The 26,137-nt window shown below is 60.2% G+C and carries 24 protein-coding genes and 1 tRNA gene; 20 read left to right on the forward strand and 5 right to left on the reverse strand.

Features of this window, described 5'->3' with window-relative positions; translation table 11 throughout:
- Nucleotides 1-97: 97 nt before the first annotated feature.
- The gene (locus tag H7A76_RS06650; RefSeq protein WP_185697769.1) at nt 98-1,792 is read right to left on the reverse strand and encodes a lactate permease LctP family transporter; all 1,695 of its coding nucleotides are present in this window, start codon (nt 1,790-1,792) and stop codon (nt 98-100) included.
- Nucleotides 1,793-2,052: 260 nt separating this feature from the next.
- Between H7A76_RS06650 and H7A76_RS06655 the strand changes: the two genes are divergently transcribed.
- Nucleotides 2,053-2,820 carry a GntR family transcriptional regulator gene (locus H7A76_RS06655; RefSeq protein WP_185697770.1) on the forward strand — a complete coding sequence of 256 codons (768 nt, stop codon included), beginning with the start codon at nt 2,053-2,055 and terminating at the stop codon, nt 2,818-2,820.
- Between the two features lie 81 nt (nt 2,821-2,901).
- Here H7A76_RS06655 and smpB read toward each other — a convergent pair whose 3' ends face one another.
- Nucleotides 2,902-3,384, reverse strand: coding sequence for an SsrA-binding protein SmpB (smpB, locus tag H7A76_RS06660; RefSeq protein ID WP_022642145.1), 483 nt, complete (start codon nt 3,382-3,384; stop codon nt 2,902-2,904).
- Nucleotides 3,385-3,501: 117 nt separating this feature from the next.
- On the opposite strand from smpB, the gene H7A76_RS06665 reads away from it, so the two are divergent.
- From H7A76_RS06665 to H7A76_RS06675, 3 genes are read left to right on the forward strand one after another with little or no spacing between them, the layout of a single operon-like run.
- On the forward strand, nt 3,502-4,905 hold the full coding sequence (locus H7A76_RS06665; protein WP_185697771.1) for a sodium-dependent transporter: 1,404 nt from the start codon (nt 3,502-3,504) through the stop codon (nt 4,903-4,905).
- A 7-nt stretch (nt 4,906-4,912) separates the two neighbouring features.
- Nucleotides 4,913-5,347, forward strand: a complete 435-nt coding sequence (locus H7A76_RS06670; RefSeq protein WP_022642147.1) for a type II toxin-antitoxin system RatA family toxin — start codon at nt 4,913-4,915, stop codon at nt 5,345-5,347.
- Nucleotides 5,340-5,654 carry an RnfH family protein gene (locus H7A76_RS06675; protein WP_185697772.1) on the forward strand — a complete coding sequence of 105 codons (315 nt, stop codon included), beginning with the start codon at nt 5,340-5,342 and terminating at the stop codon, nt 5,652-5,654. Before H7A76_RS06670 ends, H7A76_RS06675 begins: the two co-directional genes overlap by 8 nt.
- 62 nt (nt 5,655-5,716) lie before the next feature.
- Here the strand turns inward: H7A76_RS06675 and H7A76_RS06680 are convergent, their stop codons facing one another.
- Nucleotides 5,717-6,244: an outer membrane protein assembly factor BamE gene (locus H7A76_RS06680; protein ID WP_185697773.1), complete on the reverse strand. Its 528-nt coding sequence runs from the start codon at nt 6,242-6,244 to the stop codon at nt 5,717-5,719.
- A gap of 98 nt (nt 6,245-6,342) precedes the next feature.
- Here H7A76_RS06680 and fur point away from each other — a divergent pair, with 98 nt between their 5' ends.
- A complete protein-coding gene (fur, locus tag H7A76_RS06685; protein ID WP_185697806.1) occupies nt 6,343-6,747 on the forward strand; it encodes a ferric iron uptake transcriptional regulator in 405 nt (134 codons plus the stop codon).
- Nucleotides 6,748-6,852: 105 nt separating this feature from the next.
- Here the strand turns inward: fur and recN are convergent, their stop codons facing one another.
- The gene (gene recN / locus H7A76_RS06690; RefSeq protein ID WP_185697774.1) at nt 6,853-8,526 is read right to left on the reverse strand and encodes a DNA repair protein RecN; all 1,674 of its coding nucleotides are present in this window, start codon (nt 8,524-8,526) and stop codon (nt 6,853-6,855) included.
- 250 nt (nt 8,527-8,776) lie between these two features.
- Between recN and grpE the strand changes: the two genes are divergently transcribed.
- The 8 genes from grpE to H7A76_RS06730 all read left to right on the forward strand — a co-directional run bounded on the left by grpE (nt 8,777) and on the right by H7A76_RS06730 (nt 19,274).
- Nucleotides 8,777-9,343 carry a nucleotide exchange factor GrpE gene (gene grpE / locus H7A76_RS06695; RefSeq protein ID WP_185697775.1) on the forward strand — a complete coding sequence of 189 codons (567 nt, stop codon included), beginning with the start codon at nt 8,777-8,779 and terminating at the stop codon, nt 9,341-9,343.
- 102 nt (nt 9,344-9,445) lie between these two features.
- Nucleotides 9,446-11,362 carry a molecular chaperone DnaK gene (gene dnaK / locus H7A76_RS06700; RefSeq protein ID WP_185697776.1) on the forward strand — a complete coding sequence of 639 codons (1,917 nt, stop codon included), beginning with the start codon at nt 9,446-9,448 and terminating at the stop codon, nt 11,360-11,362.
- Between the two features lie 322 nt (nt 11,363-11,684).
- Nucleotides 11,685-12,809 (forward strand): molecular chaperone DnaJ, encoded by a 1,125-nt coding sequence (gene dnaJ / locus H7A76_RS06705; RefSeq protein ID WP_185697777.1) that lies wholly within the window; start codon nt 11,685-11,687, stop codon nt 12,807-12,809.
- Between the two features lie 10 nt (nt 12,810-12,819).
- Complete coding sequence (dapB, locus tag H7A76_RS06710; protein WP_185697778.1) at nt 12,820-13,626, forward strand: 4-hydroxy-tetrahydrodipicolinate reductase; 807 nt, start codon at nt 12,820-12,822, stop codon at nt 13,624-13,626.
- A 255-nt stretch (nt 13,627-13,881) separates the two neighbouring features.
- Nucleotides 13,882-15,018, forward strand: coding sequence for a glutamine-hydrolyzing carbamoyl-phosphate synthase small subunit (gene carA, locus H7A76_RS06715; RefSeq protein ID WP_031320830.1), 1,137 nt, complete (start codon nt 13,882-13,884; stop codon nt 15,016-15,018).
- A 128-nt stretch (nt 15,019-15,146) separates the two neighbouring features.
- Nucleotides 15,147-18,368: a carbamoyl-phosphate synthase large subunit gene (gene carB, locus H7A76_RS06720; protein WP_185697779.1), complete on the forward strand. Its 3,222-nt coding sequence runs from the start codon at nt 15,147-15,149 to the stop codon at nt 18,366-18,368.
- On the forward strand, nt 18,365-18,841 hold the full coding sequence (gene greA / locus H7A76_RS06725; RefSeq protein ID WP_185697780.1) for a transcription elongation factor GreA: 477 nt from the start codon (nt 18,365-18,367) through the stop codon (nt 18,839-18,841). Before carB ends, greA begins: the two co-directional genes overlap by 4 nt.
- Before the next feature lie 28 nt (nt 18,842-18,869).
- Nucleotides 18,870-19,274, forward strand: a complete 405-nt coding sequence (locus tag H7A76_RS06730) for an MFS transporter (RefSeq protein ID WP_185697807.1) — start codon at nt 18,870-18,872, stop codon at nt 19,272-19,274.
- A 12-nt stretch (nt 19,275-19,286) separates the two neighbouring features.
- Here H7A76_RS06730 and H7A76_RS06735 read toward each other — a convergent pair whose 3' ends face one another.
- Nucleotides 19,287-19,595, reverse strand: coding sequence for a YhbY family RNA-binding protein (locus H7A76_RS06735; RefSeq protein ID WP_185697781.1), 309 nt, complete (start codon nt 19,593-19,595; stop codon nt 19,287-19,289).
- A 105-nt stretch (nt 19,596-19,700) separates the two neighbouring features.
- Here H7A76_RS06735 and rlmE point away from each other — a divergent pair, with 105 nt between their 5' ends.
- The 7 genes from rlmE to H7A76_RS06770 all read left to right on the forward strand — a co-directional run bounded on the left by rlmE (nt 19,701) and on the right by H7A76_RS06770 (nt 25,975).
- Entirely contained in the window at nt 19,701-20,330 is a 630-nt protein-coding gene (gene rlmE / locus H7A76_RS06740; RefSeq protein WP_185697782.1) for a 23S rRNA (uridine(2552)-2'-O)-methyltransferase RlmE, read from the forward strand.
- Between the two features lie 201 nt (nt 20,331-20,531).
- Nucleotides 20,532-22,436: an ATP-dependent zinc metalloprotease FtsH gene (ftsH, locus tag H7A76_RS06745; RefSeq protein WP_053136931.1), complete on the forward strand. Its 1,905-nt coding sequence runs from the start codon at nt 20,532-20,534 to the stop codon at nt 22,434-22,436.
- Between the two features lie 8 nt (nt 22,437-22,444).
- Nucleotides 22,445-23,296: a dihydropteroate synthase gene (gene folP / locus H7A76_RS06750; RefSeq protein ID WP_185697783.1), complete on the forward strand. Its 852-nt coding sequence runs from the start codon at nt 22,445-22,447 to the stop codon at nt 23,294-23,296.
- Nucleotides 23,297-23,312: 16 nt separating this feature from the next.
- Nucleotides 23,313-24,650, forward strand: coding sequence for a phosphoglucosamine mutase (gene glmM, locus H7A76_RS06755; RefSeq protein WP_185697784.1), 1,338 nt, complete (start codon nt 23,313-23,315; stop codon nt 24,648-24,650).
- A gap of 66 nt (nt 24,651-24,716) precedes the next feature.
- Nucleotides 24,717-25,472 (forward strand): triose-phosphate isomerase, encoded by a 756-nt coding sequence (gene tpiA, locus H7A76_RS06760; protein ID WP_185697785.1) that lies wholly within the window; start codon nt 24,717-24,719, stop codon nt 25,470-25,472.
- Nucleotides 25,473-25,476: 4 nt separating this feature from the next.
- The gene (secG, locus tag H7A76_RS06765) at nt 25,477-25,860 is read left to right on the forward strand and encodes a preprotein translocase subunit SecG (RefSeq protein WP_185697786.1); all 384 of its coding nucleotides are present in this window, start codon (nt 25,477-25,479) and stop codon (nt 25,858-25,860) included.
- Between the two features lie 29 nt (nt 25,861-25,889).
- Nucleotides 25,890-25,975 (forward strand) — tRNA-Leu (locus H7A76_RS06770).
- The last annotated feature ends 162 nt before the right edge of the window (nt 25,976-26,137 follow it).

Below are 26,137 nucleotides of genomic sequence, written 5' to 3' on the forward strand. Positions count from 1 at the left end.
CGGCGGCCGAAAGATAAACCAGCAAGCTTTCAGCAGCCTTGCAGACCGGGTGGTGAATGACTGGCGCCGCGATTCCTTGCGGCGCCATCAGTATTGCCTAGTGCACCAGCATGCCGGTGAACCAGTAGGCCTGGGCCAGGGTGATCAGACCGACGATAGTGGCAAAGAACAGGCTGTGCTTGAGGGTGAAGCGGAACAGATCGGATTCCTTGCCCACCAGGCCGGTGGCGGCGCAGGCCACGGCGATCGACTGCGGCGAGATCATCTTGCCGGTCACGCCACCGCTGGTGTTGGCCGCCACCAGCAGGGTGTCGTTGACCCCCAGTTGATGCGCGGTGGTGGCCTGCAGCGAACTGAACAGGGCGTTGGATGAAGTATCGGAACCGGTGAGGAACACCCCCAGCCAGCCCAGGAACGGCGAGAAGAACGGGAAGGCCGCGCCGGTGGCCGCCAGGACCAGGGCCATGGTCGAAGACATGCCCGAATAGTTGGTGACGAAGGCGAAGGCCAGCACCATGCCGATGGACAGGATCGGCCAGCGCAGCTCGTAGAAGGTTTCCTTTAAAGTGGTCAGACCAGTTTTAAGGTCGATCTTCAGTACCAGCATGGACAGCAGTGCCGAGAAGAAGATCGCGGTGCCAGTGGCCGAGATCGGGTCGAACTTGAACACCGCAGGAATGGCTGTGGGCGTGGTGACGATCGGCGCCACCTTGATCACCAGCTGATCCAGGTGCGGGATGGCGAAGTTGAATACCCAGGCGTACATCGCGCCACCGGCGGCGAACATCGCCTTGAACGGCTTGAGGGTCCAGAGGGTGACCAGCACGGTGAGGATCAGGAAGGGCGACCAGGCCTTGAAGATCTGGCCCAGGCTGTAGGGCGAGGCCAGGGTGCTGCGTGGCTGGCCGAAGCCGCCGGCGCTGGCGGTGATGGCGATGTCGGCGCTGACCCCGGGAATGCGCGCGCCGGCGCTGCGCTTGGGTTGCCAGATCTTCAGGAACAGCGTCAGGGCGACCAGGCTGGCCAGGGCCGAGGTGATGTCCGGTAGCTCCGGGCCGATGAAGTTCGAGGTGAAGTATTGGGTCACGGCGAAGCTCAGGCCGGCCACCAGTGCCGCCGGCCAGGTCTCCCTGACGCCGCGCAGGCCGTCCATCATGAACACCAGCCAGAACGGCACGAACAGCGACAGCAGGGGCAGTTGACGGCCGGTCATGGCGCCGATTTTGAAGGCGTCGATACCGGTCACCTGGCCGGCGACGATGATCGGGATGCCCAGGGCGCCGAAGGCCACTGGCGCGGTGTTGGCGATCAGGCACAGGCCCGCGGCATACAGTGGGTTGAAGCCCAGGCCCACCAGCAGGGCGGCGGTGATCGCCACTGGCGCGCCGAAGCCTGCGGCACCTTCCAGGAAGGCGCCGAAGCAGAAGCCGATCAGCAGTACCTGCAGGCGCTGGTCGTCGGTGATCGACAGTACCGAGCTGCGGATGATCTCGAACTGGCCGCTCTTCACGGTCAGCTTGTAGAGGAATACGGCGGCGACGATGATCCAGGCGATGGGCCATAGACCGTAGGCAAATCCATAGCCAGCGGCAGCGAAGGCCATGTCGGCGGGCATCTGGAAGGCGAAGATCGCCACCAGGATCGACAAGGCCAGAGTGATGCTCCCGGCGACATGTCCCTTGAGGCGGAACACGGCCAGAGCCAGGAAGAAGAACACGATCGGGATGACGGCGGCGAGAGCGGACAGGCCGAGGCTGCCAAGCGGGCTATAGAGCTGTTGCCAGGTTTGCATAGTGGGGTGGCCCCTAATTGTTGTTGGTCAGGCACTGCTAGCGACTTGGTTAATTGGTAATACCAATTTACAATCGCTGTTGGCTAGGGTAAAAGCCCGATGCTCGGTGTGTCAATTTGCCGCCCTAGAACTTTTGTCGGAAGCGGGCGCGGGAACGCATCTGATCGCTGGAAATGTCTGCCTTCTGCCAGGTGTTGGCGCGGCGTGAATAGGCCAGAATAGAGCCCCCCGACGATGGGTCGGAGGCTGGGGAGTGAGTGATGGGGTTTGACCAGATACGCCAGCGCCGTTTGTCCGACGACATAGTCGAGCGCCTGGAAGCGATGATTCTCGAAGGCACCTTGAAGGCGGGCGAGCGCTTGCCGGCCGAGCGGACGCTGGCCGAGCAATTCGGGGTTTCACGCCCATCGCTGCGTGAAGCGATCCAGAAGCTGACCGCCAAGGGGTTGCTGATCAGCCGTCAGGGCGGCGGCAATTATGTGGTGGAAGGCCTGGGCTCGACCTTCAGCGACCCACTGCTGCATCTTCTGGAAAACAATCCCGAGGCCCAGCGCGATCTATTGGAGTTCCGCCATACCCTCGAAGCGTCCTGCGCCTATTACGCGGCGTTGCGGGCGACCCCGGTGGATCGCGAGCGCCTGACCCAGGCCTTCGAAGAGCTGCAGGATTGCTACGCCCATGCCAATGACGACAGCCGCAGCGAGGAGGGGGCGGCGGATGCGCGGTTCCACCTGGCGATTGCCGAGGCCAGCCATAACGCGGTGCTGTTGCACACCATTCGCGGCCTGTTCGACCTGCTCAAGCGCAACGTGGTGACCAATATCGGCGGCATGTACAAGCAGCGCACGGAAACCCGCGAGATGCTGATCAGCCAGCACCGTGACCTGTACCTGGCGATTATCGAAGGGCGTGCGGAGGACGCGCGTGAGGTCTCCAGCCGGCACATTCTCTATGTGCAGGAGGTGCTCGAGGAAGTGCGCCAGGAAGTGCAGCGAGTGGCCCGGGCCGAACGGCGCAAGGGCATCTGATGCAAATCGCCGGTACTCCGGTTCCTGCAGCGATGGTGCAGGAACCGGAGTACCGGCGATGACGGCTTCAGGGCAGGACGGTCAGTCTTCCTTGCCCTTGGTCCGCACGGCGCGCTGCAATTCCCGGTCGGAATCGCGCTCGCGCTCGGTGTGCCGCTTGTCATATTCCTTCTTGCCCTTGCCCAGTGCGATCTCGCACTTGACCAGGTGCTTGCTCCAGTAGAGCGAAAGGCAGACGCAGGCATAACCCTTCTGCTGCACGGCGGCGAACAGCTTTTCCAGCTCGCGCTGGTTGAGCAGCAGCTTGCGCGTGCGCGTCGGGTCGGCGATGACGTGGGTGCTGGCGGTGGTCAGCGGGGTGAAATGGCTGCCGAACAGCCAGGCCTCGCCATCCTTGAGCAGCACGTAACTGTCTACCAGTTGTGCCTTGCCCGCCCGCAGGCTCTTTACTTCCCAGCCGGCCAGGACCAGTCCGGCCTCGAAACGATGTTCGATGAAGTAGTCGTGCCGCGCCTTTTTGTTTTGCGCGATGGTCCCTGTTGGGTGTTTCTTCTGTTTAGCCATAGGGGCGGCATTATAGGGAGTTGCGCGGTCGCCCGCTACGGTGATGCAGCGTGCTTGAGCAGGTTGATTGAATCCCGGACAATGCGCGCTCTTTTTTTTCGGTTGGGCGCGTTAACGATGTCGACAGACAGGGTCTCTGTCCACGGCGGCTGGGCAAGCCGCTGGGTCTTTATACTCGCTGCAACTGGTTCTGCCGTGGGCCTGGGGAGCATCTGGAAATTCCCCTATATGGTCGGCGTCTATGGTGGCGGTGCTTTTGTCCTGGTGTTCCTGGCGTGTATCGCCCTGATCGGCTTGCCGGTGATGCTGGCCGAAACCCTGATCGGGCGCCGCGCCCGGCAGAGCCCGGCCAACGCCCTGAAAGTCCTGGCCCAAGAGGCAGGGCATTCGGCCAGGTGGTCCTGGGGCGCCTTCGCCGGAATGATCACGGCGTTGTTGATCCTTTCCTTCTATAGCGTGGTCGGTGGTTGGTCGCTGGACTACATCATCGACATGGGACGCGGCGATTTCAGCGGCGTCACGGCCGAGCAGGTCAGCGCTTACTTCGCTTGCGTGACCGCGGACCCTTGGCGCCTGACCCTCTGGCATACCCTGTTCATGTTGTTGTCGGCGCTGGTGATCGCCAAGGGCGTGGTCGCCGGGCTCGAGCGTAGCCTGCGGGTCATGATGCCGCTGCTGTTCGTGATGTTGCTGGTACTGCTGGGCTACAGCATGACCACCGGGCACTTCATGCAGGGCCTGCACTTCATGTTCGACTTCAGCCTGGAACGCCTGCTGGACGGCTTGCTGCCGGCCATGGGCCATGCCTTCTTCTCCCTCAGTGTGGGGGTTGGTTCGATCATGATCTATGGCGCCTACATGCCCAAGCATTCGTCCCTGGCTGGAACGGTGGTGGGCGTGGCGCTGCTGGACACCTTCGTTTCTCTGCTGGCCGGGATGGCGCTGTTCCCCATCGTCTTCGCGGCGGGCCTGAGCCCCAGTGAAGGGCCGGGGCTGATGTTCATCAGCCTGCCGTTCGCCTTCGGAAATGTGGCGTTCGGCCAGCTCATGGGCGTAGTGTTTTTCATCCTGGTGGCCATCGCCGCGTGGAGTTCGGCCATCTCTCTGCTGGAGCCGATGGTGGCTTATCTTGTCGAGAGGACTAAAATCCGCCGCGGCTGGGTGACATTCTGGCTGGCGTTCAGCTGCTGGTTCGTGGGGTTGGGAACGGTGTTTTCCTTCAACATCTGGCAGCAGGCCAAGTTTTTCGTGAACGAAGGCGGCGCTTTCCACCTCTACCAATGGGGTGCGGCAGGCGGCCTGGACTTCTTCGGTGTGATCGACTTCTTCACCTCGCGGATCATGTTGCCTCTAGGCGGTTTGTGCTTCGTGGTATTTGCAGGTTGGGTGATGGGCCGTGAGGCGGTGCGCGATGAGTTGTCGCTGCGTAGCCCCTTGTTGTTCTCCCTGGCCTTGTTTTTGATGCGCTATGTGGCGCCCGTCGGCATTCTTGTGGTGTTTGCCGCCCAGTTGTGGAAATGAAGCTCACATGACGACCCATATTCAACGTTCGGCCCTTTTGCCCTATCCGGCGCAGTTTCTGTATGACCTGGTCAACGACGTGGCCCGGTATCCGGAGTTCCTCCCTTGGTGCTCTTCGTCCACGGTGCTGGAAAGCAGCGCCGAGCAGATGCGTGCCAGCCTGGAGGTGGCCAAGGGCGGCCTGAGCCAGCACTTCGTCACTCGCAACACCCTGGTGCCGGGTCAGTCGATCGAGATGAATCTGGAGGAGGGGCCGTTCAACCAGTTGCACGGCCTGTGGATATTCAAGCCGCTAGGGGAAAAGGCCTGCAAGATCAGTCTCGACCTGTCGTTCGACTACGCCGGGCCGCTGGTTCGCGCCACCTTGGGGCCATTGTTCAACCAGGCGGCGAATACCCTGGTGGATGCCTTCTGCCAGCGCGCCAAGCAACTGCATGGCTGAGGCGATGATGCGGATCGAAGTGGTACATGCCGCGGTCGATCGTCAATTGCTGGTCGAGGTGCAGGTGCCTGAAGGCACGACCCTGCGTGCGGCGCTACTGGCTTCTGTCCTGGGCGAGCATTTTCCCGAGCTGGATTTGGCGAGTTGTCCGGTCGGGATCTTCGGCAAGCAGGTCAACGACCCGGAGCGGCATGTGCTCCAGGTTGGGGAGCGGATCGAGGTCTACCGCCCGCTGTTGGCCGATCCCAAGGAAGTGCGGCGGATGCGAGCGGCCAAGGCTGCCGAGGCGCGTAAGCGCGAAGGGTAGCTGCAGGTTGCGACAGGCACTAAAAAGCCCGGGAAGTCCCGGGCTTTTTGGTCGCAGCGGATTTATTGCGGCGAGGTGTCCAGCGGTTCCGGCGTAGGGACCGGAACGGTTTCGACACCATCCACGTCCTTCTGGATCTGGTCCAGCAAGGAGCCAGGCTTGACCGGCTTCTCGGCCTTGGGCTTCTCGGCGTTTTCGGCTGGAGTGGTAACGGTGTTGCCGTTCTCTTTACCCAGCAGGGCCTCGTCGCGGCTCACGCCGGGCATGAAGTCTCCGGCCAGACTCACCAGCTGATCGCTTTCGTTGAAGATCAGGCTGACGCGTTCCTGCTGGCGCTCGCCACCACCAGGTTGCAGGCTGTAGAGATAATCCCAGCGATTGGCATGGAACGTATCGGTCAGCAGCGGGTTGCCCATGATAAACCGTACTTGCCGCCGGGTCATTCCAGGGCGCAACTGGTCTATCATGTCCTGCGTCACGACATTGCCCTGCTGGATGTCGATTTTGTAAACCCCGGGGAATGAACAACCGGCGAGTGCGAGCAGTCCCACGAAGGTGAAACTGGTTAGCAAGAGCTTGGTGTTTTGCATCGGTGGGCGACTTCCACTATCTTGGCTGGGACAACGTAAACCCCGATCATACCCGCATTAAGAGAAGCTGCGAAGCAGCATCGGCGAGAAAGCTGACCATGGTTGAAAATAGCGAACTACGTAAAGCCGGCCTTAAAGTGACTCTGCCACGGGTCAAGATTCTACAAATGCTCGACTCCACCGAGCAGCGGCACATGAGCGCTGAAGATGTCTACAAGGCGCTGATGGAGGCTGGTGAAGATGTCGGGTTGGCCACGGTCTACCGTGTACTGACTCAATTCGAAGCCGCTGGGCTGGTGGTGCGTCATAACTTCGATGGCGGCCATGCCGTGTTCGAACTGGCTGACGGCGGTCACCACGACCATATGGTCAACGTGGAGTCTGGTGAGGTGATCGAGTTCTTCGACGAAGAAATCGAGAAGCTCCAGAAAGTGATTGTCGAGAAGCACGGCTTCGAACTGGTGGATCACAATCTTGTGCTGTATGTGCGCAAGAAGAAATAAGCTTCCTACGCGACTTTCATAGTCGTGAAACGATCGAAGGCGACCCTAGGGTCGCCTTCGTGTTTTCTAGTATGAAGACTCTTATATAAAGGAAGGGGCCAGGACTCATGCCTTGGTGTTTACCACCATCTTTTTGGCGTGAGCCAGGGATTCCTTGGTCAAATCGATGCCGCCCAGCATCCGGGCGATTTCCTCGACTCTTTCGTTTTTGCCCAGCTTGGATACCGCAGTGTGGGTCGCGTTGCTGCCGCGCACCTTGTGCACGAACAGGTGCTGGTGTCCTTGCGCGGCCACCTGTGGCAAGTGGGTGACGGTCAGCACTTGCCCGCGCTCGCCCAGGCGACGCAGCAACTGACCGACGATCTCGGCGGTCGGCCCGCCAATACCCACGTCGACTTCATCGAATACCAGGGTCGGGACTCGTGAGGTCTGGGCGGTGATGACCTGGATCGCCAGGCTGATGCGTGACAGCTCGCCACCCGAGGCGACCTTGGCCAGGCCCTTGAGGGGTTGGCCGGGGTTGGCGCTGACCAGCAGCTCGACCTGTTCCAGGCCGTGGGGCAGCAGTTCGTCGCCGGTATTGGCTCGTAGTTCGATGGTGAAGCGCCCGCCGGGCATGCCCAGGCGCTGGATTTCCTGCTCCACTGCGTTGGCCAGGCCAGTGGCGGCTTGCTGGCGCAGTTGGCTCAACTCCCGGGCCTTCTCGTGATAATGCCGTGCGAAAGACTGCAGCTCGTCGCCCAGTCGTTCGATGGATTCGTCGTTGGCGTCCAGGGTCTCGATCTCGTCCAGCAAGGTCTGTTGCATCGCAGCCAGCTCGAAGGGCTGGATGCGGTGCTTGCGGGCCAGGGTGTAGATGGAGTCGAGGCGCTCCTCCAGGAGCTGCAGGCGTGCCGGGTCGGCGTCGAAGTTGTCGACGAAGCGGTTCAATTCCCCTACGGCTTCTTCCACCTGGATCTGGGCGCTGGCCAGCAGGTTGGTAGCCTCCGCCAGGGCTCCTGACGAGCTGCCGATGCTGGCCAGGCGGTTGAGGCTGACGGTCAGGGCGTTGAGTACATTGCCCGAGTCGCTTTCGCTGCACTGCTCCACTACTTGTCGGCAGATGCCCAGCAGGGTTTCGGCGTTGGTCAGGTTCTTGTGTTCCTGCTCCAGTTCCTCGAGTTCGTTCTCGCCAAGGCCAAGGTTTGCAAGCTCTTCCAGCTGGTAGCTGAGCAGTTGATGGCGGGCCCGTTGTTCGTCCCCGGAGTTGGACAGCCGCTCCAGCTCCTGTCGGGTCTGGCGCCAGCGTTGTGCGGCAAGCTGCACCTGGCGGGCCAGGTCGGTGGCGCCGGCATATTCGTCCAGCAGACGGCGGTGGGTGTCGGTCTTGAGCAGTGACTGGTGTTCGTGCTGGCTGTGGATGTCGATCAGCAACTCGCCCAGGGCCTTGAGGTCGCCGAGGGGGCAGGGGGTGCCATTGATATAGCCGCGGGAGCGGCCTTCGGCGGTGATCACCCGGCGCAGGATGCAGGGGCCGTCGGTGTCCAGGTCTCGCTCCGCCAGCCAGGTGCGGGCTTCGGGGATGTCTCCCAGGTCGAAGGTGGCGAGGATGTCGGCCTTGTCCGCGCCTGGTCGTACCACGCCGCTGTCGGCGCGATCGCCCAGGGTCAGGCCGAGCGCGTCGAGCATGATCGACTTGCCGGCGCCGGTTTCACCTGTGATGACGCTCATCCCGCGATCCAGTTCCAGGTCCAGGTGTTCGACGATGGCGTAATTATGTACGGACAGGTGCACCAGCATTAAGGCCGCTCCCAAACTAGATGTCTGGTTATTTATACAGTGTTTTGTCTCTGCCTGACAATGCCTTCCCTTAGCTCGATTCACTTGGCTGTCGTTGCTCTTTAGTGCGTTCGGGAATGAGGTCGCCGTGGATTTGGCGGCCTGTGCCGACTTTTGCCATGGCGGCGGGCTTGAACCCGGAAAATGCGTCCCCATATAGCTGGGCAGAAGAGTGGGTTCGACCCACGGACGATATTGAAAGGAGAATTTCATGGCTGACGAACAGACCCTGGATACGCAAAACCCGGATACCAATCAGGCCCCCGAGGTGGCGGGTGAAGACCTTGCAACTCGCGTACAAGTGCTCGAGGAGCAGCTGGCTACCGCGCAGGACCAGGCTCTGCGCGTCGCTGCCGATCTGCAGAACGTCCGCCGCCGTGCCGAGCAGGACGTGGAAAAGGCCCACAAGTTCGCCCTCGAGAAGTTTGCCGGCGACCTGCTGCCGGTGATCGATAGCCTGGAACGCGGCCTGGAGCTGTCCAGCCCGGATGACGAGAGTATTCGTCCGATGCGCGAAGGCATCGAACTGACCCTCAAGATGTTCCATGACACCCTCAAGCGCTACCAGCTGGAAGCCATCGATCCCCACGGCGAACCCTTCAATGCTGAGCAGCATCAGGCCATGGCCATGCAGGAAAGCGCCGACGTCGAGCCTAACAGCGTTCTCAAGGTGTTCCAGAAGGGTTACCAGCTCAACGGTCGCCTGTTGCGTCCGGCCATGGTCGTGGTCAGCAAGGCTCCGGCACCGGTTTCGCCTTCGATCAACGAGAAGGCTTGAAAACGGCTCTAGAGCCCCCATTTATCAGTCAAGCGTTTAAGTGCTACCGCAGTTTGCCACCACCGCTGCGGCATCCAAATCCAAAGTTTCGGGAGAGTTAACATGGGCAAAATCATTGGTATCGACCTGGGGACCACCAACTCGTGCGTTTCCATTCTTGAAAACGGCAACGTAAAGGTTATCGAGAACGCCGAAGGCGCGCGTACCACTCCATCGATCATCGCATACGCCAACGATGGCGAAATCCTGGTTGGCCAGTCGGCCAAGCGCCAGGCAGTCACCAATCCGCACAATACTCTGTTCGCCGTCAAGCGCCTGATCGGTCGACGTTTCGAAGAAGACGTGGTGCAGAAAGACATCAAGCTGGTGCCTTACAAGATCGTCAAGGCCAGCAACGGTGACGCCTGGGTCGAGGCTTCCGGCAAGGAAATGGCTCCGCCGCAGATCAGCGCCGAAGTCCTGAAGAAAATGAAGAAGACCGCCGAAGACTACCTCGGCGAGCCAGTCACCGAAGCGGTCATCACCGTGCCGGCCTACTTCAACGACAGCCAGCGCCAGGCCACCAAGGATGCCGGTCGCATCGCCGGCCTGGACGTAAAGCGCATCATCAACGAGCCGACCGCCGCTGCGCTGGCGTACGGCATGGACAAGGCCAAGGGCGACCACACTGTCATCGTCTATGACCTCGGTGGCGGTACCTTCGACGTTTCGGTCATCGAAATCGCCGAGGTCGACGGTGAGCACCAGTTCGAAGTGCTGGCCACCAACGGCGACACCTTCCTGGGTGGCGAAGACTTCGACATGCGCCTGATCGACTACCTCGTCGACGAGTTCAAGAAAGAGTCCGGCATGGACCTGAAGAACGATCCCCTGGCCCTGCAGCGTCTGAAAGAAGCCGCTGAAAAGGCCAAGATCGAGTTGTCCTCGGCGCAGTCGACCGACGTCAATCTGCCGTACATCACGGCAGACGCGACCGGTCCGAAGCACCTGAACGTGAAGATCTCCCGCGCCAAGCTGGAGTCGCTGGTCGAAGACCTGGTCAACCGTACCATCGAGCCTTGCCGCATCGCACTGAAAGACGCCGGCATCGACGCCAGCAAGATCGACGACGTGATCCTGGTCGGTGGCCAGACCCGTATGCCGATGGTGCAGAAAGCCGTTGCCGACTTCTTCGGCAAGGAAGCGCGCAAGGACGTCAACCCGGACGAAGCCGTCGCCATGGGCGCCGCGATCCAGGGTGCGGTCCTGGCTGGTGACGTGAAGGACGTGCTGCTGCTGGACGTTAGCCCGCTGACCCTGGGTATCGAAACCATGGGTGGCGTGATGACCGCGCTGATCGAGAAGAACACCACCATCCCGACCAAGAAGTCGCAGGTGTTCTCGACCGCCGACGACAACCAGGGCGCCGTGACTATCCATGTGCTGCAGGGCGAGCGCAAGCAAGCTTCGCAGAACAAGTCGCTGGGCAAGTTCGACCTGGCCGATATCCCGCCGGCTCCGCGTGGCGTGCCGCAGATCGAAGTGACCTTCGACATCGACGCCAACGGCATCCTGCACGTGGGCGCGAAAGACAAGGCCACCGGCAAGGCCCAGTCGATCGTGATCAAGGCCAACTCCGGCCTGTCCGACGAAGAGATCGAAAAAATGGTGCGTGACGCCGAGGCCAACGCCGAGGAAGACCGCAAGTTCGAAGAGCTGGCCTCTGCCCGCAACCAGGGTGATGCGCTGGTGCACTCGACCCGCAAGATGGTCAACGAAGCCGGTGACAAGGTCACCGCTGAAGAGAAGACCGCCATCGAGGCCGCCGTGGTCGCCCTGGAAGCCGCCGTCAAGGGCGACGACAAGGCCGCCATCGATGCCAAGGTCGAGGAGTTGTCCAAGGTATCGGCGCCTGTCGCGCAGAAGATGTACGCCGAGCAGGCCCAGCCTGCTGAAGGTGCGGCGCCGCACGCCGAGTCCGCCGAAAAGGCCGACGATGTGGTCGATGCCGAGTTCGAAGAAGTGAAAGACAACAAGTAATGGCTTGTCGGTCGGCCGGTTGACTGCCTTCTGGCGGTGACTGGTAGGATGTCGCCGCGCGGGAGCTTGCTCCCGCGTTGGCGTGTCTGGAGTCAATGAATTTCCAATGGTATGCAACCTTAGTTTTGCGTGCTGGCGGTCGGCTCGGAAAGCTCCTGCTTTCCAGCTGCGATGACCGCGATGGTCGATCCGCAACCGGATCGGCTTTCAAGACCAGGATCGTTGAATTGACGTGAGTTGGGTCCGGGCCTGTAGAGGGGCTCAGCGAGTTTGGCGGAGCTCAGGAGGGGTTTGCCGGACGTCCTTAAGAGTGCAAAGACTTATGGCAAAGCGTGACTATTACGAAGTGTTGGGTGTGGAGCGTGGCTCCAGCGAGGCGGAGCTGAAGAAGGCTTATCGTCGCCTGGCGATGAAACACCACCCGGACCGTAATCCCGGCGACAAAGCGTCGGAAGATCTGTTCAAGGAGGCCAACGAGGCCTATGAGGTGCTGTCCGATTCCAGCAAGCGCGCTGCCTATGACCAGTATGGCCATGCCGGTGTGGATCCGAGCATGGGTGGCGGCGGTGCCGGTTTCGGCGGGCAGAACTTCTCCGATATCTTCGGCGATGTGTTCAGCGACTTCTTCGGTGGCGGTCGCGGCAGCGCTCGCGGCGGCGCCCAGCGCGGTAGCGACCTGCGCTACACCCTGGAGCTGAATCTGGAAGAGGCGGTGCGCGGTACCACGGTCAATATCCGTGTGCCGACGCTGGTCAATTGCAAGCCATGCGATGGTTCGGGAGCCAAGAAAGGTTCGTCGCCGGTCACTTGCCCAACCTGTGGCGGTATCGGCCAGGTGCGCATGCAGCAGGGCTTCTTCTCGGTGCAACAGACCTGCCCGCGCTGTCATGGCCAGGGCAAGATCATTTCCGATCCATGTGAGTCGTGCCACGGCGAGGGTCGGGTCGAAGAGTACAAGACTCTGTCGGTGAAGGTGCCGGCTGGTGTCGATACCGGCGACCGCATCCGTCTGTCGGGTGAGGGTGAAGCCGGGACCCAGGGTGGTCCGACCGGCGATCTGTATGTAGTGATCAATGTGCGCGAGCACGCGATCTTCCAGCGCGATGGCAAGCATCTGTTCTGCGAAGTGCCGATCAGCTTCGCCGATGCGGCCTTGGGTGGCGAGCTGGAGATTCCAACCCTGGATGGTCGGGTCAAGCTGAAGATTCCTGAGGGAACCCAGACCGGCAAGCAGTTCCGGGTGCGCGGAAAAGGCGTAGCGCCGGTGCGCGGTGGCGGAGCTGGCGATTTGATGTGCCGGGTTGCGGTGGAAACCCCGGTCAACCTGAGTCGTCGTCAGCGTGAGTTGTTGGAAGAATTGCGTGGTTCGCTGGAAGGCGATAATTCGCATTCGCCCAAGACCACTGGTTGGTTCGAGGGCGTCAAGCGCTTCTTCGGCGACCTGTAAGGAGTAAGGCATGCGACGTATAGCTGTGATGGGCGCCGCCGGGCGCATGGGCAAGACCCTGGTCGAGGCCGTACAACTGCGTTCGCCGCTCTCCGGTCTGACGGCCGCCATCGTGCGGCCGGGCAGTTCGTTGGTCGGGGCGGATGCTGGTGAGCTGTCATCCCTGGGGCGCTTGGGCGTGCCGATGTCCGACAGTTTGGACAAGGTGGTCGACGAGTTCGATGTGCTGATCGACTTCACCTTGCCCGAGGTGATGCTCAAGAATCTGGCGTTCTGCCGCAAAGCCGGCAAGGCCATGGTGATCGGCACCACTGGCCTGGGAGCCAAGGAAAAGCAGCTGTTGGCGGAGGCGGGCAAGGAGATTCCGATCGTCTTCGCGGCCAACTTCAGTGTCGGTGTGAACCTGTCGCTGAAGTTGCTGGATATGGCGGCCCGGGTGCTGGGCGATGATGCGGACATCGAGATCATCGAAGCTCATCACCGGCACAAGATCGATGCTCCGTCGGGCACGGCCTTGCGCATGGGTGAGGTGATTGCCGATGCCCTGGGCCGCGATTTGCAGCAAGTCGCGGTGTATGGGCGTGAAGGTCACACCGGGGCTCGCGCGCGTGAAACCATCGGGTTTGCCACCGTGCGCGGTGGTGACGTGGTGGGCGATCACACCGTGCTGTTCGCCACCGAGGGCGAGCGCTTGGAGATCACCCACAAGGCCTCCAGTCGCATGACCTTCGCCAAGGGGGCGGTGCGTGCGGCCTTGTGGCTGGATGGTCGTGAGCCTGGGTTGTACGACATGCAGGACGTGCTGGACCTGCGTTGAGATGTATCCGGAACGGGGTCGGGCCTTGAACTCGACTCCGTTCCAGGCCGCCAAGCGATGTCCTGTCGCATTCTCCAGCCTTTGAGGCTCATTAACGGTGGACCAAAAAAGCATTTTTCTGTAAGCTACAGCTTTAGTGTGTCCACTAAAAGCGCGCAGATAATTCGGTGAAGAAGCGGGGTGACGTGTCCAAACGTCATTCCGCTTTTTTGCAACCTGCGATCGCCCCTTCAGGCTCTATATACGGGAGGTCTCTTGACTAAGCCAGCCATACTCGCCCTTGCTGATGGCAGCATTTTTCGCGGCGAAGCCATTGGAGCCGACGGTCAAACCGTTGGTGAGGTGGTGTTTAACACCGCAATGACCGGCTATCAGGAAATCCTTACCGATCCTTCCTACGCCCAGCAAATCGTTACCCTGACCTACCCTCACATCGGCAATACCGGCACCACGCCGGAAGATGCCGAATCCGACCGTGTCTGGTCGGCCGGCCTGGTCATTCGCGACCTGCCCCTGGTGGCCAGCAACTGGCGTAACACCCTGTCCCTCTCCGATTACCTGAAAGCCAACAACGTGGTGGCGATCGCCGGTATCGATACCCGTCGCCTGACCCGCATCCTGCGTGAGAAAGGTGCACAGGACGGCTGCATCATGGCGGGCGACAACATTTCCGAGGAGGCCGCCATCGCCGCGGCGCGCGGCTTCCCGGGCCTGAAGGGCATGGACCTGGCGAAAGTCGTCAGCACCAAGCAGAGCTACGAATGGCGTTCGACAGTCTGGGACCTGAAGACCGACAGCCACGCCACTATCGAGGCCTCCGAACTGCCTTACCACGTGGTCGCCTATGACTACGGGGTCAAGTTGAACATCCTGCGCATGCTGGTAGAGCGCGGTTGCCGCGTCACCGTGGTGCCGGCCCAGACGCCAGCGAGCGAAGTACTGGCACTCAACCCGGACGGCGTGTTCCTGTCCAACGGCCCTGGCGATCCCGAGCCTTGCGACTATGCGATCAAGGCGATCAAGGAAGTCCTGGAGACCGAGATCCCGGTGTTCGGTATCTGCCTGGGCCACCAACTGCTGGCCCTGGCCTCCGGTGCCAAGACCGTGAAAATGGGCCACGGCCACCACGGTGCCAACCACCCGGTCCAGGACCTGGATACCGGCGTGGTGATGATCACCAGTCAGAACCACGGTTTTGCGGTGGACGAAACTACCCTGCCGGATAACGTCCGGGCGATCCACAAGTCGCTGTTCGACGGCACCCTGCAGGGGATCGAGCGTACCGACAAGAGCGCGTTCAGCTTCCAGGGCCACCCTGAGGCCAGCCCTGGCCCGAACGATGTGGCGCCGCTGTTCGACCGCTTCATCAACGAGATGGCCAAGCGACGCTAAGCGCTCGCCTTGAAAGTGTAGCGAGACGCGCCCGAGGGCGGCCCCGGTGAACCGGTGGAGTCCCCTCGGGCGCCTCAGAGAATGTTCAAGACGGCTTGCCGACTGACCTGCGGATTTGAGTGACAACCATGCCAAAACGTACAGACATTAAAAGTATCCTGATTCTCGGCGCTGGCCCGATCGTGATCGGCCAGGCCTGCGAGTTCGACTATTCCGGCGCCCAGGCCTGCAAGGCCCTGCGCGAAGAAGGTTTCCGCGTCATCCTGGTGAACTCCAACCCGGCCACCATCATGACCGACCCGGCCATGGCCGATGCCACCTACATCGAGCCGATCAAGTGGCAATCGGTGGCCAAGATCATCGAGAAGGAGCGTCCTGACGCCCTGCTGCCGACCATGGGTGGCCAGACCGCGCTGAACTGCGCCCTGGACCTGGAGCGCGAAGGCGTCCTGGAGAAGTTCGGTGTGGAAATGATCGGCGCCAACGCCGATACCATCGACAAGGCCGAAGACCGCTCGCGTTTCGACCAGGCGATGAAGGCCATCGGCCTGGAGTGCCCACGTTCCGGTATCGCCCACAGCATGGAGGAAGCCAATGCGGTCCTCGACAAGCTGGGCTTCCCTTGCATCATTCGTCCGTCCTTCACCATGGGCGGCACCGGTGGTGGCATTGCCTACAACCGTGAAGAGTTCGAAGAAATCTGCGCCCGTGGCCTGGACCTGTCGCCAACCAAGGAGCTGCTGATCGACGAATCGCTGATCGGCTGGAAGGAATACGAGATGGAGGTGGTCCGTGACAAGAAGGACAACTGCATCATCGTCTGCTCCATCGAGAACTTCGATCCGATGGGCGTGCACACCGGCGACTCGATCACCGTCGCTCCGGCCCAGACCCTGACCGACAAGGAATACCAGATCATGCGCAACGCCTCGCTGGCGGTGCTGCGTGAAATCGGCGTCGAGACCGGTGGTTCCAACGTGCAGTTCGGTATCTGCCCGAACACTGGCCGCATGGTCGTGATCGAGATGAACCCGCGGGTATCGCGTTCCTCGGCCCTGGCTTCCAAGGCTACCGGCTTCCCGATCGCCAAGATCGCCGCCAAGCTGGCTGTCGGCTACACCCTCGACGAGTTGCAGAACGACATTACCGGTGGTCGCACCCCGGCGTCCTTCGAGCCGTCGATCGACTACGTAGTGACCAAGCTGCCGCGCTTCGCCTTCGAGAAATTCCCGAAAGCCGACGCCCGCCTGACCACCCAGATGAAATCCGTGGGTGAAGTCATGGCCATCGGCCGTACCTTCCAGGAGTCGCTGCAGAAAGCCCTGCGTGGCCTGGAAGTCGGTGTTTGCGGCCTGGATCCCAAGGTCGACCTGGCCAGCCCAGAGGCTGCCGCCATCCTCAAGCGCGAGCTGACCGTTCCGGGTGCCGAGCGCATCTGGTACGTGGCTGACGCCCTGCGTTCGGGCATGAGCTGCGACGAAATCTACGCCCTGACCGGTATCGATCACTGGTTCCTGGTGCAGATGGAAGACCTGATCAAGGAAGAAGAGAAGGTCAAGACCCTGGGGCTGGCCAACATCGACAAGGCGCTGATGCTGCGCCTGAAGCGCAAGGGCTTCTCGGACCAGCGTCTGGCCAAGTTGCTGGGTATCACCGACAAGAACCTGCGTCGTCACCGCCACAAGCTGGAAGTGTTCCCGGTCTACAAGCGTGTCGACACCTGTGCGGCCGAGTTCGCCACCGACACTGCGTACCTGTACTCGACCTACGAGGAGGAGTGCGAGGCCAACCCGTCGACCCGTGACAAGATCATGATCCTGGGCGGCGGTCCGAACCGTATCGGCCAGGGCATCGAATTCGACTACTGCTGCGTGCACGCGGCACTGGCCCTGCGCGAAGACGGTTACGAGACCATCATGGTCAACTGCAACCCGGAAACCGTTTCCACTGACTACGACACCTCCGATCGCCTGTACTTCGAGCCACTGACCTTGGAAGACGTGCTGGAAGTGGTGCGGGTCGAGAAGCCGAAGGGCGTGATCGTCCACTACGGCGGCCAGACTCCGTTGAAGCTGGCGCGTGCCCTGGAAGAGGCCGGCGTGCCGATCATCGGCACCAGCCCTGACGCCATTGACCGTGCCGAAGACCGCGAGCGCTTCCAGCAGATGGTCCAGCGCCTGAACCTGCTGCAGCCGCCGAACGCTACCGTGCGCAGCGAAGACGAGGCCATCCGTGCCGCTGGTGCTATCGGTTATCCACTGGTGGTTCGCCCGTCCTACGTGCTGGGCGGTCGCGCCATGGAGATCGTCTACGAGCTGGACGAGCTCAAGCGCTACCTGCGCGAAGCGGTACAGGTGTCCAACGACAGCCCTGTGCTGCTCGACCACTTCCTCAACTGTGCCATCGAGATGGACGTGGATGCGGTTTGCGACGGTACCGACGTGGTGATCGGCGCGATCATGCAGCACATCGAACAAGCGGGTGTTCACTCTGGTGACTCTGCTTGCTCGTTGCCGCCTTACTCGCTGAGCAAGGAAGTGCAGGACGAAGTCCGCGTACAGGTCAAGAAGATGGCCCTTGAGTTGGGCGTAGTCGGCCTGATGAACGTGCAGCTGGCACTGCAAGGCGACAAGATCTACGTGATCGAGGTCAACCCACGCGCTTCGCGTACCGTGCCGTTCGTTTCCAAGTGCATCGGTACTTCTCTGGCGATGATCGCGGCCCGTGTCATGGCTGGTAAGTCGCTGAAAGAGTTGGGTTTCACCCAGGAAATCATTCCGAACTTCTACAGCGTCAAGGAAGCGGTGTTCCCGTTTGCCAAATTCCCGGGTGTCGACCCGATCCTCGGCCCGGAAATGAAATCCACCGGCGAGGTGATGGGCGTCGGCGATACCTTCGGCGAAGCCTTCGCCAAGGCCCAGATGGGGGCCAGCGAGGTCCTGCCTACCGGCGGTACTGCGTTCATCAGCGTACGGGATGACGACAAGCCCCTGGTTGCAGGCGTGGCTCGTGATCTGATCAACTTGGGCTTCGAAGTAGTAGCCACTGCGGGCACTGCCAAGGTGATCGAGGCGGCCGGCCTGAAAGTGCGTCGTGTGAACAAGGTGACTGAAGGTCGTCCGCATGTGGTCGATATGATCAAGAACGACGAAGTCACCCTGATCATCAACACCACTGAAGGTCGTCAATCGATCGCTGATTCCTACTCCATTCGTCGTAACGCCTTGCAGCACAAGATCTACTGCACCACTACGATCGCTGCTGGCGAAGCTATCTGCGAAGCGCTGAAGTTCGGTCCTGAAAAAACCGTGCGGCGCTTGCAGGATCTACACGCAGGATTGAAGGCATGAATAAATACCCAATGACCGTCCAGGGCGCTCGCGCCCTGGAAGAAGAGCATGCTCACCTGACCAAGGTCGTGCGTCCGAAGCTCAGCCAGGACATCGGCACGGCCCGCGAGCTGGGTGACCTGAAGGAAAACGCCGAATACCATGCTGCGCGCGAGCAGCAGGGCATGGTCGAGGCGCGGATCCGCGATATCGAAGGCCGCCTGCAGAATTCGGTGGTCATCGATGTCACGACCATCGCCCATACTGGCAAGGTAATCTTTGGCACCACGGTGGAGATCGCCAACGTCGAGACCGATGAAAGCGTGACCTACCAGATCGTTGGTGAAGACGAGGCTGATATCAAGCTCGGCAAAATCTCCGTTGCTTCGCCAATCGCCCGTGCCCTGATCGCCAAGGAAGAAGGCGACGTGGTGGCGGTCACAACGCCTAGTGGCGTTATCGAGTATGAGATTGTCGAAGTTCGTCACATCTGAAAGAAGGCGCCCGTTGCATGCGGGCGCCATGCTTTGGCAGCTGACCCAGATGTTGTGGGTCGGCGGCTTGTGGCTGCTGCATCTTGGGCTGCTGCCGGCCCTTGGGCGGATTGGCCTTGCGCCGTTGCTGATCGAGGAGATATCGACGCTGCTCAGTGCGCTGTTGGTGGGCTTTTCAGCGGTGTGCCTGGTCCTTCAGACGCTGGTGTTGATCCAGTCCGAGGGGCTGCAGAGCTTGTGGCGGGACATTCGGGGGCAACTGCTGTTGATGGCGACGTACGCATGTGCGATGTATTTTGCTGTGCACATACTGTTGCCTGAGTCTCAGCGCTGGCAGCTGTTCAGCTATCTGGTCCTGGGGTTTTCCGGTTTGCTGCTGGTCTTGCAGCCGGTGCCGGGGTGGGGTGGCAGGGTGCGACAAGCACACCCTTGACCCGAGTCGACGTCAGCTGAAGCGATGGACGTTCGACAGCTGCTTGTTTACCTTGGCATTCTTGCGGTAGATCAACGCCATTTTACCGATGGATTGCACCAGGTCTGCCTTGCCGGCCTTGCACAGCTCGGTGATGGCTTCCTGGCGCGATTCGCGCTCGAGGATGTTGAGCTTGATCTTGATCAGCTCGTGATCGCTCAAGGCGCGTTCAAGTTCGGCTAGTACACCTTCGGTCAAACCGTTATCAGCCACAGTCAATACTGGTTTCAGATGGTGGCCAATGGATTTGAACTGTTTCTTCTGCTCTTGAGTGAGCGGCATAATCTGACCCCTGCGTCTGATCTTGAAAAAAGCGGCGGCCAGTTTACCCGAGCGAGTCCGGGACCGCCCAGTTAATCACGACGCGTTTTATTTTTGAGGTGGCCTGTGGCCCGTTCCAAGACTAGCCATAACTGGCTGAAAGAACATTTCAACGACCCATTCGTCAAAATGGCGCAAAAAGATGGGTACCGTTCCCGTGCCAGCTATAAGTTGCTGGAAATCCAGGAAAAGGATCGCCTGATCCGTCCAGGCATGAGTGTTATCGACTTGGGCGCGGCTCCGGGGGGCTGGTCTCAGGTGACCAGTCGTCTGATTGGTGGTCAGGGGAGATTGATCGCTTCCGATATCCTGGAAATGGATAGCATCCCTGATGTGACTTTCATCCAGGGGGATTTCACCGAAGACCAAGTATTCGCGCGCATTCTTGAAGCTGTAGGAAATTCCGAGGTCGATCTTGTGATTTCCGACATGGCCCCCAATATGAGTGGATTACCAGCTGTAGACATGCCGCGAGCGATGTTCTTGTGCGAGTTGGCTCTGGATCTTGCCGGTCGGGTGCTGCGTCCGGGTGGTGACTTCCTGATCAAGATCTTCCAGGGAGAGGGTTTTGATGAGTTCCACAAGAATGTCCGGCAGATGTTCGAGAAAGTGCAGATGCGCAAGCCGACATCTTCCCGTGATCGTTCCAGGGAACAGTACCTGCTGGGGCGTGGCTTTCGTGGTCGGGCCGAGTAAGTGACGGTTTTGGGCGGGGCGATAGGATTTTCGTATTTCGCCCCCTTGGATTGAGCGAATATTGTGTAGTCTAGGTTTCACATAGGGTTACAGACGGCGCCTGCCAGAGCTGTAGGTAATGTAGTAAGTTAGGCCGGTGAATATCATGCGAAGCGCGCGCCAGTAGCGGAGCTTGCTTCAGAGGGTAGTTAATTGAACGACATGGCAAAGAATCTGATCCTTTGGTTGATCATCGCGGCTGTCCTGGTGACGGTGATGAACAACTTCTCCAGCCCTAACGAGCCGCAGACCCTCAACTATTCCGACTTTATTCAACAAGTTAAGGATGGCAAGGTCGAACGAGTCGCCGTTGACGGTTATGTGATCACCGGCAAGCGCAACGATGGCGACAGCTTCAAGACCATCCGTCCCGCGATCCAAGATAACGGCCTGATCGGCGATTTGGTGGATAACCATGTAGTGGTCGAAGGCAAGCAGCCTGAGCAGCAGAGCATCTGGACCCAATTGCTGGTGGCCAGCTTCCCGATCCTGGTGATCATCGCGGTCTTCATGTTCTTCATGCGCCAGATGCAAGGTGGTGCTGGCGGCAAGGGCGGGCCGATGAGCTTCGGCAAGAGCAAGGCGCGCCTGCTATCCGAGGATCAGGTGAAGACTACCTTGGCTGACGTTGCCGGTTGCGACGAAGCCAAGGAAGAGGTTGGTGAGCTGGTCGAATTCCTGCGTGATCCGGGCAAGTTCCAGCGCTTGGGTGGTCGTATTCCTCGTGGCGTGCTGATGGTCGGTCCGCCAGGTACTGGTAAGACTTTGCTGGCCAAGGCTATTGCCGGTGAGGCGAAGGTACCTTTCTTCACTATTTCCGGTTCCGATTTCGTCGAGATGTTCGTCGGCGTGGGTGCCAGCCGTGTTCGCGATATGTTCGAACAGGCCAAGAAACATGCTCCTTGCATCATCTTCATCGATGAGATCGATGCTGTCGGTCGTCACCGTGGCGCCGGCATGGGCGGCGGTCATGATGAGCGTGAGCAGACTCTCAACCAGTTGCTGGTGGAGATGGATGGCTTCGAAATGAATGACGGCATCATCGTGATCGCCGCCACCAACCGTCCTGATGTGCTGGACCCTGCGCTGTTGCGTCCTGGTCGTTTCGACCGCCAGGTGGTGGTTGGCCTGCCGGACATTCGTGGTCGCGAGCAGATCCTCAAGGTACACATGCGCAAGGTGCCGATGGGCGACGACGTTGCCCCTGCAGTGATCGCGCGCGGTACCCCGGGCTTCTCCGGTGCTGACCTGGCCAACCTGGTCAACGAGGCTTCGTTGTTCGCTGCGCGTGGCGGCAAACGCATTGTCGAAATGAAAGAGTTCGAACTGGCCAAGGACAAGATCATGATGGGCGCCGAGCGCAAATCGATGGTCATGTCCGAGAAAGAAAAGCAGAACACCGCCTACCACGAAGCTGGTCATGCCATCGTCGGTCGTGTAGTGCCTGAGCATGATCCTGTCTACAAGGTCTCGATCATCCCTCGTGGGCGGGCTTTGGGCGTCACCATGTTCCTGCCGGAAGAGGATCGCTACAGTCTGTCCAAGCGCGCCTTGATCAGCCAGATCTGCTCGCTCTACGGTGGCCGTATCGCCGAGGAAATGACCCTGGGCTTCGATGGCGTGACCACTGGCGCCTCCAATGACATCATGCGGGCCAGTCAGATTGCTCGGAACATGGTGACCAAGTGGGGGCTTTCCGAGAAGCTGGGGCCGCTGATGTATGCGGAAGAAGAGGGCGAAGTGTTCCTGGGTCGTAGCGCGGCTAGCCAGCATGCCAGCCTGTCCGCTGAAACGGCGAAGCTGATCGATTCCGAAGTTCGCAGCATTATCGATCAGTGCTATGGCACCGCCAAGCAGATCCTTACCGACAACCGCGACAAGCTGGATGCCATGGCCGACGCCTTGATGAAGTACGAAACCATCGATGCCGACCAGATCGACGACATCATGGCCGGGCGCACTCCACGTGAACCTCGTGACTGGGAAGGTGGCTCGGGTACTACACCTCCGGTGGTGCAGAACGAACGTCCGGAAACACCTATCGGTGGCCCTGCCGCCGATCACTAAGGTTTTAAATGACTTCTGTTTCTTCCTCCACCCGGTTGCCTTGCGGCAACCGGGTTCTTGATTTGGCCCGTGTGCATGTCATGGGTATCTTGAATGTCACTCCCGATTCCTTTTCCGACGGCGGCCGGTTCAATCAGCTGGATGTGGCTTTGCGCCACGCTGAGGCCATGGTTGCGGCCGGAGCTACGCTGATCGATATAGGCGGAGAATCGACTCGCCCAGGGGCACGAGCAGTGTCGCCTTTAGAAGAGTTGGAGCGAGTGGCGCCAGTGGTCGAGCGGATTGGCCGCGAGCTGGACGTGATCATTTCCGTTGATACTTCGACGCCAGCTGTCATGCGGGAGACTGCGCGGCTTGGTGCTGGGTTGATCAATGATGTGCGTTCTCTTCGTCGGGACGGCGCTCTGGATGCCGCCGCCGCCAGTGGCCTGCCCGTATGCCTGATGCATATGCTCGGCGAGCCGGGAGATATGCAGGACAGCCCGCATTATCAGGATGTGACCCGTGAAGTGGGCGCATTCCTGGCTGAGCGCATGGATGCCTGTGCGGCGGCAGGAATTGATGCGCAGCGGATCATCCTCGATCCTGGTTTTGGTTTCGCGAAGACCCTGCAGCACAATCTGAGTTTGTTCAAGCATATGCAGGCCCTGCATTCCCTGGGGCGGCCGCTGCTGGTGGGCGTCTCGCGCAAGAGCATGATCGGCCAGGCCCTTGAGCGTCCCGTAGGCGAACGGCTGCATGGCAGCCTGGCATTGGCGGCGCTGGCCGTAGCCAAGGGAGCGAAAATTATCCGCGTCCATGATGTCGCCGAGACCGTGGATGTGGTGCGAATGATTACGGCTGTGGAATTCGCCGAATAAGAATGATGGAGTATCTATGACTAAGAAATACTTTGGCACCGACGGCATTCGTGGCCGTGTGGGCGAATACCCAATTACTCCCGATTTCATGCTCAAGCTCGGCTGGGCGGCTGGCATGGCTTTTCGCAGCATGGGCGCTTGCCGGGTTCTGGTGGGCAAGGACACGCGAATTTCCGGCTACATGTTCGAATCGGCCCTGGAAGCCGGGCTGTCGGCGGCTGGCGCTGATGTCATGCTGCTCGGGCCCATGCCGACCCCGGCGATTGCCTATCTGACACGTACTTTCCACGCGGAAGCGGGCATCGTCATCAGCGCGTCGCACAACCCTCACGACGACAATGGCATCAAGTTCTTCTCGGGAGAGGGCACCAAGTTGCCTGACGAAGTCGAGTTGATGATCGAGGAGTTGTTGGATGCGCCCATGACCGTGGTGGAGTCCAGCAAGCTCGGCAAGGTGTCGCGAATCAACGATGCCTCGGGACGCTACATCGAATTCTGCAAGAGCAGCGTTCCGTCCAGCACCAGCTTTGCGGGTCTGAAGATCGTTCTCGACTGCGCCCATGGTGCCACCTACAAGGTTGCGCCGAGCGTGTTCCGTGAGCTGGGCGCTCAGGTCACGGTGCTGTCGGCGCAGCCCAATGGTTTGAATATCAACGAAAACTGCGGCTCGACCCATATGGCGCAGTTGCAGGCTGCGGTCCTGGCCGAACATGCGGACCTGGGCATCGCCTTCGATGGCGATGGTGACCGGGTGCTGATGGTCGACCAGACTGGTGCGATCGTCGATGGCGACGAGTTGCTGTTCATCATCGCTCGCGACTTGTATGAGCGCGGCAAGCTGCATGGAGGGGTGGTCGGAACCCTCATGAGTAATCTGGGCCTGGAGTTGGCCTTGGCGGACCTGGGCATTCCTTTTGTTCGTGCCAATGTCGGTGATCGCTACGTGATCGCTGAACTGTTGGAGCGCAACTGGCTGGTGGGTGGTGAGAACTCCGGGCACATCGTGTGTTTCCGCCACGCCACCACAGGCGATGCGATCATCGCTGCACTGCAGGTGCTTATGGCGCTCAAAGCTCGCGGCGAAAGCCTGGCCCAGTGCCGGCAGGGGCTGCGCAAATGTCCACAGGTTCTGGTCAATGTACGTTTCGGTGGTGGTGACAGCCCCGTCGAGCACCCTGCGGTGAAGGAAGCCTGTGAGCGGGTGACCGCCGCGATGGCGGGGCGTGGTCGGGTCCTGCTGCGCAAGTCCGGAACAGAGCCTTTGGTGCGGGTCATGGTCGAAGGTGACGATGAAATCCAGGTTCGCGCCTATGCTGATGAGCTGGCAAAACTGGTTGCTGAAGTTTCTGCCTGATTTCAGCTTGCCAGTGGTGTTTTGGTTGGGTAACATCTGCGCCCACTTTGACCGACGAGGTAAAGCATGCGTCGCCCTATGGTAGCTGGTAACTGGAAGATGCACGGTACCCGCGCCAGCGTCGCTGAGCTGATCAATGGCCTTCGTCATCTGGCCTTGCCAAGCGGTGTTGATGTCGCGGTGTTTCCGCCTTGCTTGTATATCAATCAGGTGATTGATGGCTTGAAAGGCAAGTCAATCTTGGTTGGCGCACAGAACTCCGCGGTAGAGCCGATGCAGGGCGCATTGACAGGCGAGATCGCCCCGAGTCAATTGGTAGATGCCGGTTGTTCCCTGGTGTTGGTTGGTCACTCCGAGCGCCGTCAGATGATGGGCGAGCGTGATGCGACTCTCAATCGCAAGTTCGCAGCGGCACAGGCTTGCGGTTTGAAGCCGGTTCTGTGTGTAGGGGAGACCCTGGAGCAGCGTGAGGCTGGGAAGACTCTTGAAGTCGTCGGGCGTCAGTTGGGCAGCATTATCGAAGAGTTGGGCGTTGGTGCTTTCGCCAATGCTGTTATCGCTTACGAGCCGGTCTGGGCCATTGGTACCGGGCTGACTGCAACGCCGCAGCAAGCTCAGGATGTGCATGCAGCTATCCGCGCGCAGTTGGCGGCAGAGAATTCTGAAGTGGCACGAGGTGTGCGGCTTCTATACGGCGGCAGCGTGAAAGCGGCCAATGCGGTCGAATTGTTCGGCATGCCGGATATCGATGGGGGGCTCATTGGTGGGGCTTCCCTGAATGCAGATGAGTTCGGTGCGATTTGTCGCGCCGCGGGAAACTGAAAAAATGCTGGAAACAGTCGTAGTCGTTTTTCATCTGCTGGGCGCCTTGGGCGTAGTCGCTCTGGTTTTGCTGCAGCAGGGTAAAGGTGCGGAAGCTGGCGCGTCTTTCGGTGCAGGTGCTTCAAATACTGTGTTCGGAAGCCAAGGTTCCTCTACCTTTCTTAGTAAGTTTACTGCTATACTTGCCGCCGGTTTCTTCATAACCAGCTTGGGGTTAGGTTACTTTGCTAAAGAGAAAGCTCATCAGCTGACTCAGGCAGGTCTACCGGATCCGGCAGTACTAGAAGTGCCAAAGCAAAAACCGGCTTCTGATGATGTCCCGGTGCTCCAAGAGCAAAAGTCGGCCAGTAGTGCGACTGACGTACCTCCAGCTCCAGAGCAGAAGTAAGAAGAGTTTCATGTAGTAACGTAGTCTATGCCGAGGTGGTGGAATTGGTAGACACGCAACCTTGAGGTGGTTGTGCCCATAGGGTGTAGGGGTTCGAGTCCCCTTCTCGGTACCAATTATCAGGAGAGCCCGCTGTTGCGGGTTTTCTTGTAGGTGGAAGGTTACATTGACCCAAAATGGGATCAGTCGTATACTTTCGGCCCAGCTTTGACGCGGGGTGGAGCAGTCTGGTAGCTCGTCGGGCTCATAACCCGAAGGTCGTCGGTTCAAATCCGGC

The sequence above is a fragment of the Pseudomonas sp. MSSRFD41 genome (genome assembly GCF_014230245.1).
Lineage (GTDB): Bacteria > Pseudomonadota > Gammaproteobacteria > Pseudomonadales > Pseudomonadaceae > Aquipseudomonas > Aquipseudomonas piscis.

Bases quoted from the DNA above. Each gene is read 5' to 3' on its own strand.
- H7A76_RS06650 (WP_185697769.1), bottom strand. From the start codon at position 1,792: ATGCAAACCTGGCAACAGCTCTATAGCCCGCTTGGCAGCCTCGGCCTG.
- H7A76_RS06655 (WP_185697770.1), top strand. From the start codon at position 2,053: ATGGGGTTTGACCAGATACGCCAGCGCCGTTTGTCCGACGACATAGTC.
- smpB (WP_022642145.1), bottom strand. From the start codon at position 3,384: ATGGCTAAACAGAAGAAACACCCAACAGGGACCATCGCGCAAAACAAA.
- H7A76_RS06665 (WP_185697771.1), top strand. From the start codon at position 3,502: ATGTCGACAGACAGGGTCTCTGTCCACGGCGGCTGGGCAAGCCGCTGG.
- H7A76_RS06670 (WP_022642147.1), top strand. From the start codon at position 4,913: ATGACGACCCATATTCAACGTTCGGCCCTTTTGCCCTATCCGGCGCAG.
- H7A76_RS06675 (WP_185697772.1), top strand. From the start codon at position 5,340: ATGGCTGAGGCGATGATGCGGATCGAAGTGGTACATGCCGCGGTCGAT.
- H7A76_RS06680 (WP_185697773.1), bottom strand. From the start codon at position 6,244: ATGCAAAACACCAAGCTCTTGCTAACCAGTTTCACCTTCGTGGGACTG.
- fur (WP_185697806.1), top strand. From the start codon at position 6,343: ATGGTTGAAAATAGCGAACTACGTAAAGCCGGCCTTAAAGTGACTCTG.
- recN (WP_185697774.1), bottom strand. From the start codon at position 8,526: ATGCTGGTGCACCTGTCCGTACATAATTACGCCATCGTCGAACACCTG.
- grpE (WP_185697775.1), top strand. From the start codon at position 8,777: ATGGCTGACGAACAGACCCTGGATACGCAAAACCCGGATACCAATCAG.
- dnaK (WP_185697776.1), top strand. From the start codon at position 9,446: ATGGGCAAAATCATTGGTATCGACCTGGGGACCACCAACTCGTGCGTT.
- dnaJ (WP_185697777.1), top strand. From the start codon at position 11,685: ATGGCAAAGCGTGACTATTACGAAGTGTTGGGTGTGGAGCGTGGCTCC.
- dapB (WP_185697778.1), top strand. From the start codon at position 12,820: ATGCGACGTATAGCTGTGATGGGCGCCGCCGGGCGCATGGGCAAGACC.
- carB (WP_185697779.1), top strand. From the start codon at position 15,147: ATGCCAAAACGTACAGACATTAAAAGTATCCTGATTCTCGGCGCTGGC.
- greA (WP_185697780.1), top strand. From the start codon at position 18,365: ATGAATAAATACCCAATGACCGTCCAGGGCGCTCGCGCCCTGGAAGAA.
- H7A76_RS06730 (WP_185697807.1), top strand. From the start codon at position 18,870: ATGCTTTGGCAGCTGACCCAGATGTTGTGGGTCGGCGGCTTGTGGCTG.
- H7A76_RS06735 (WP_185697781.1), bottom strand. From the start codon at position 19,595: ATGCCGCTCACTCAAGAGCAGAAGAAACAGTTCAAATCCATTGGCCAC.
- ftsH (WP_053136931.1), top strand. From the start codon at position 20,532: ATGGCAAAGAATCTGATCCTTTGGTTGATCATCGCGGCTGTCCTGGTG.
- folP (WP_185697783.1), top strand. From the start codon at position 22,445: ATGACTTCTGTTTCTTCCTCCACCCGGTTGCCTTGCGGCAACCGGGTT.
- glmM (WP_185697784.1), top strand. From the start codon at position 23,313: ATGACTAAGAAATACTTTGGCACCGACGGCATTCGTGGCCGTGTGGGC.
- tpiA (WP_185697785.1), top strand. From the start codon at position 24,717: ATGCGTCGCCCTATGGTAGCTGGTAACTGGAAGATGCACGGTACCCGC.
- secG (WP_185697786.1), top strand. From the start codon at position 25,477: ATGCTGGAAACAGTCGTAGTCGTTTTTCATCTGCTGGGCGCCTTGGGC.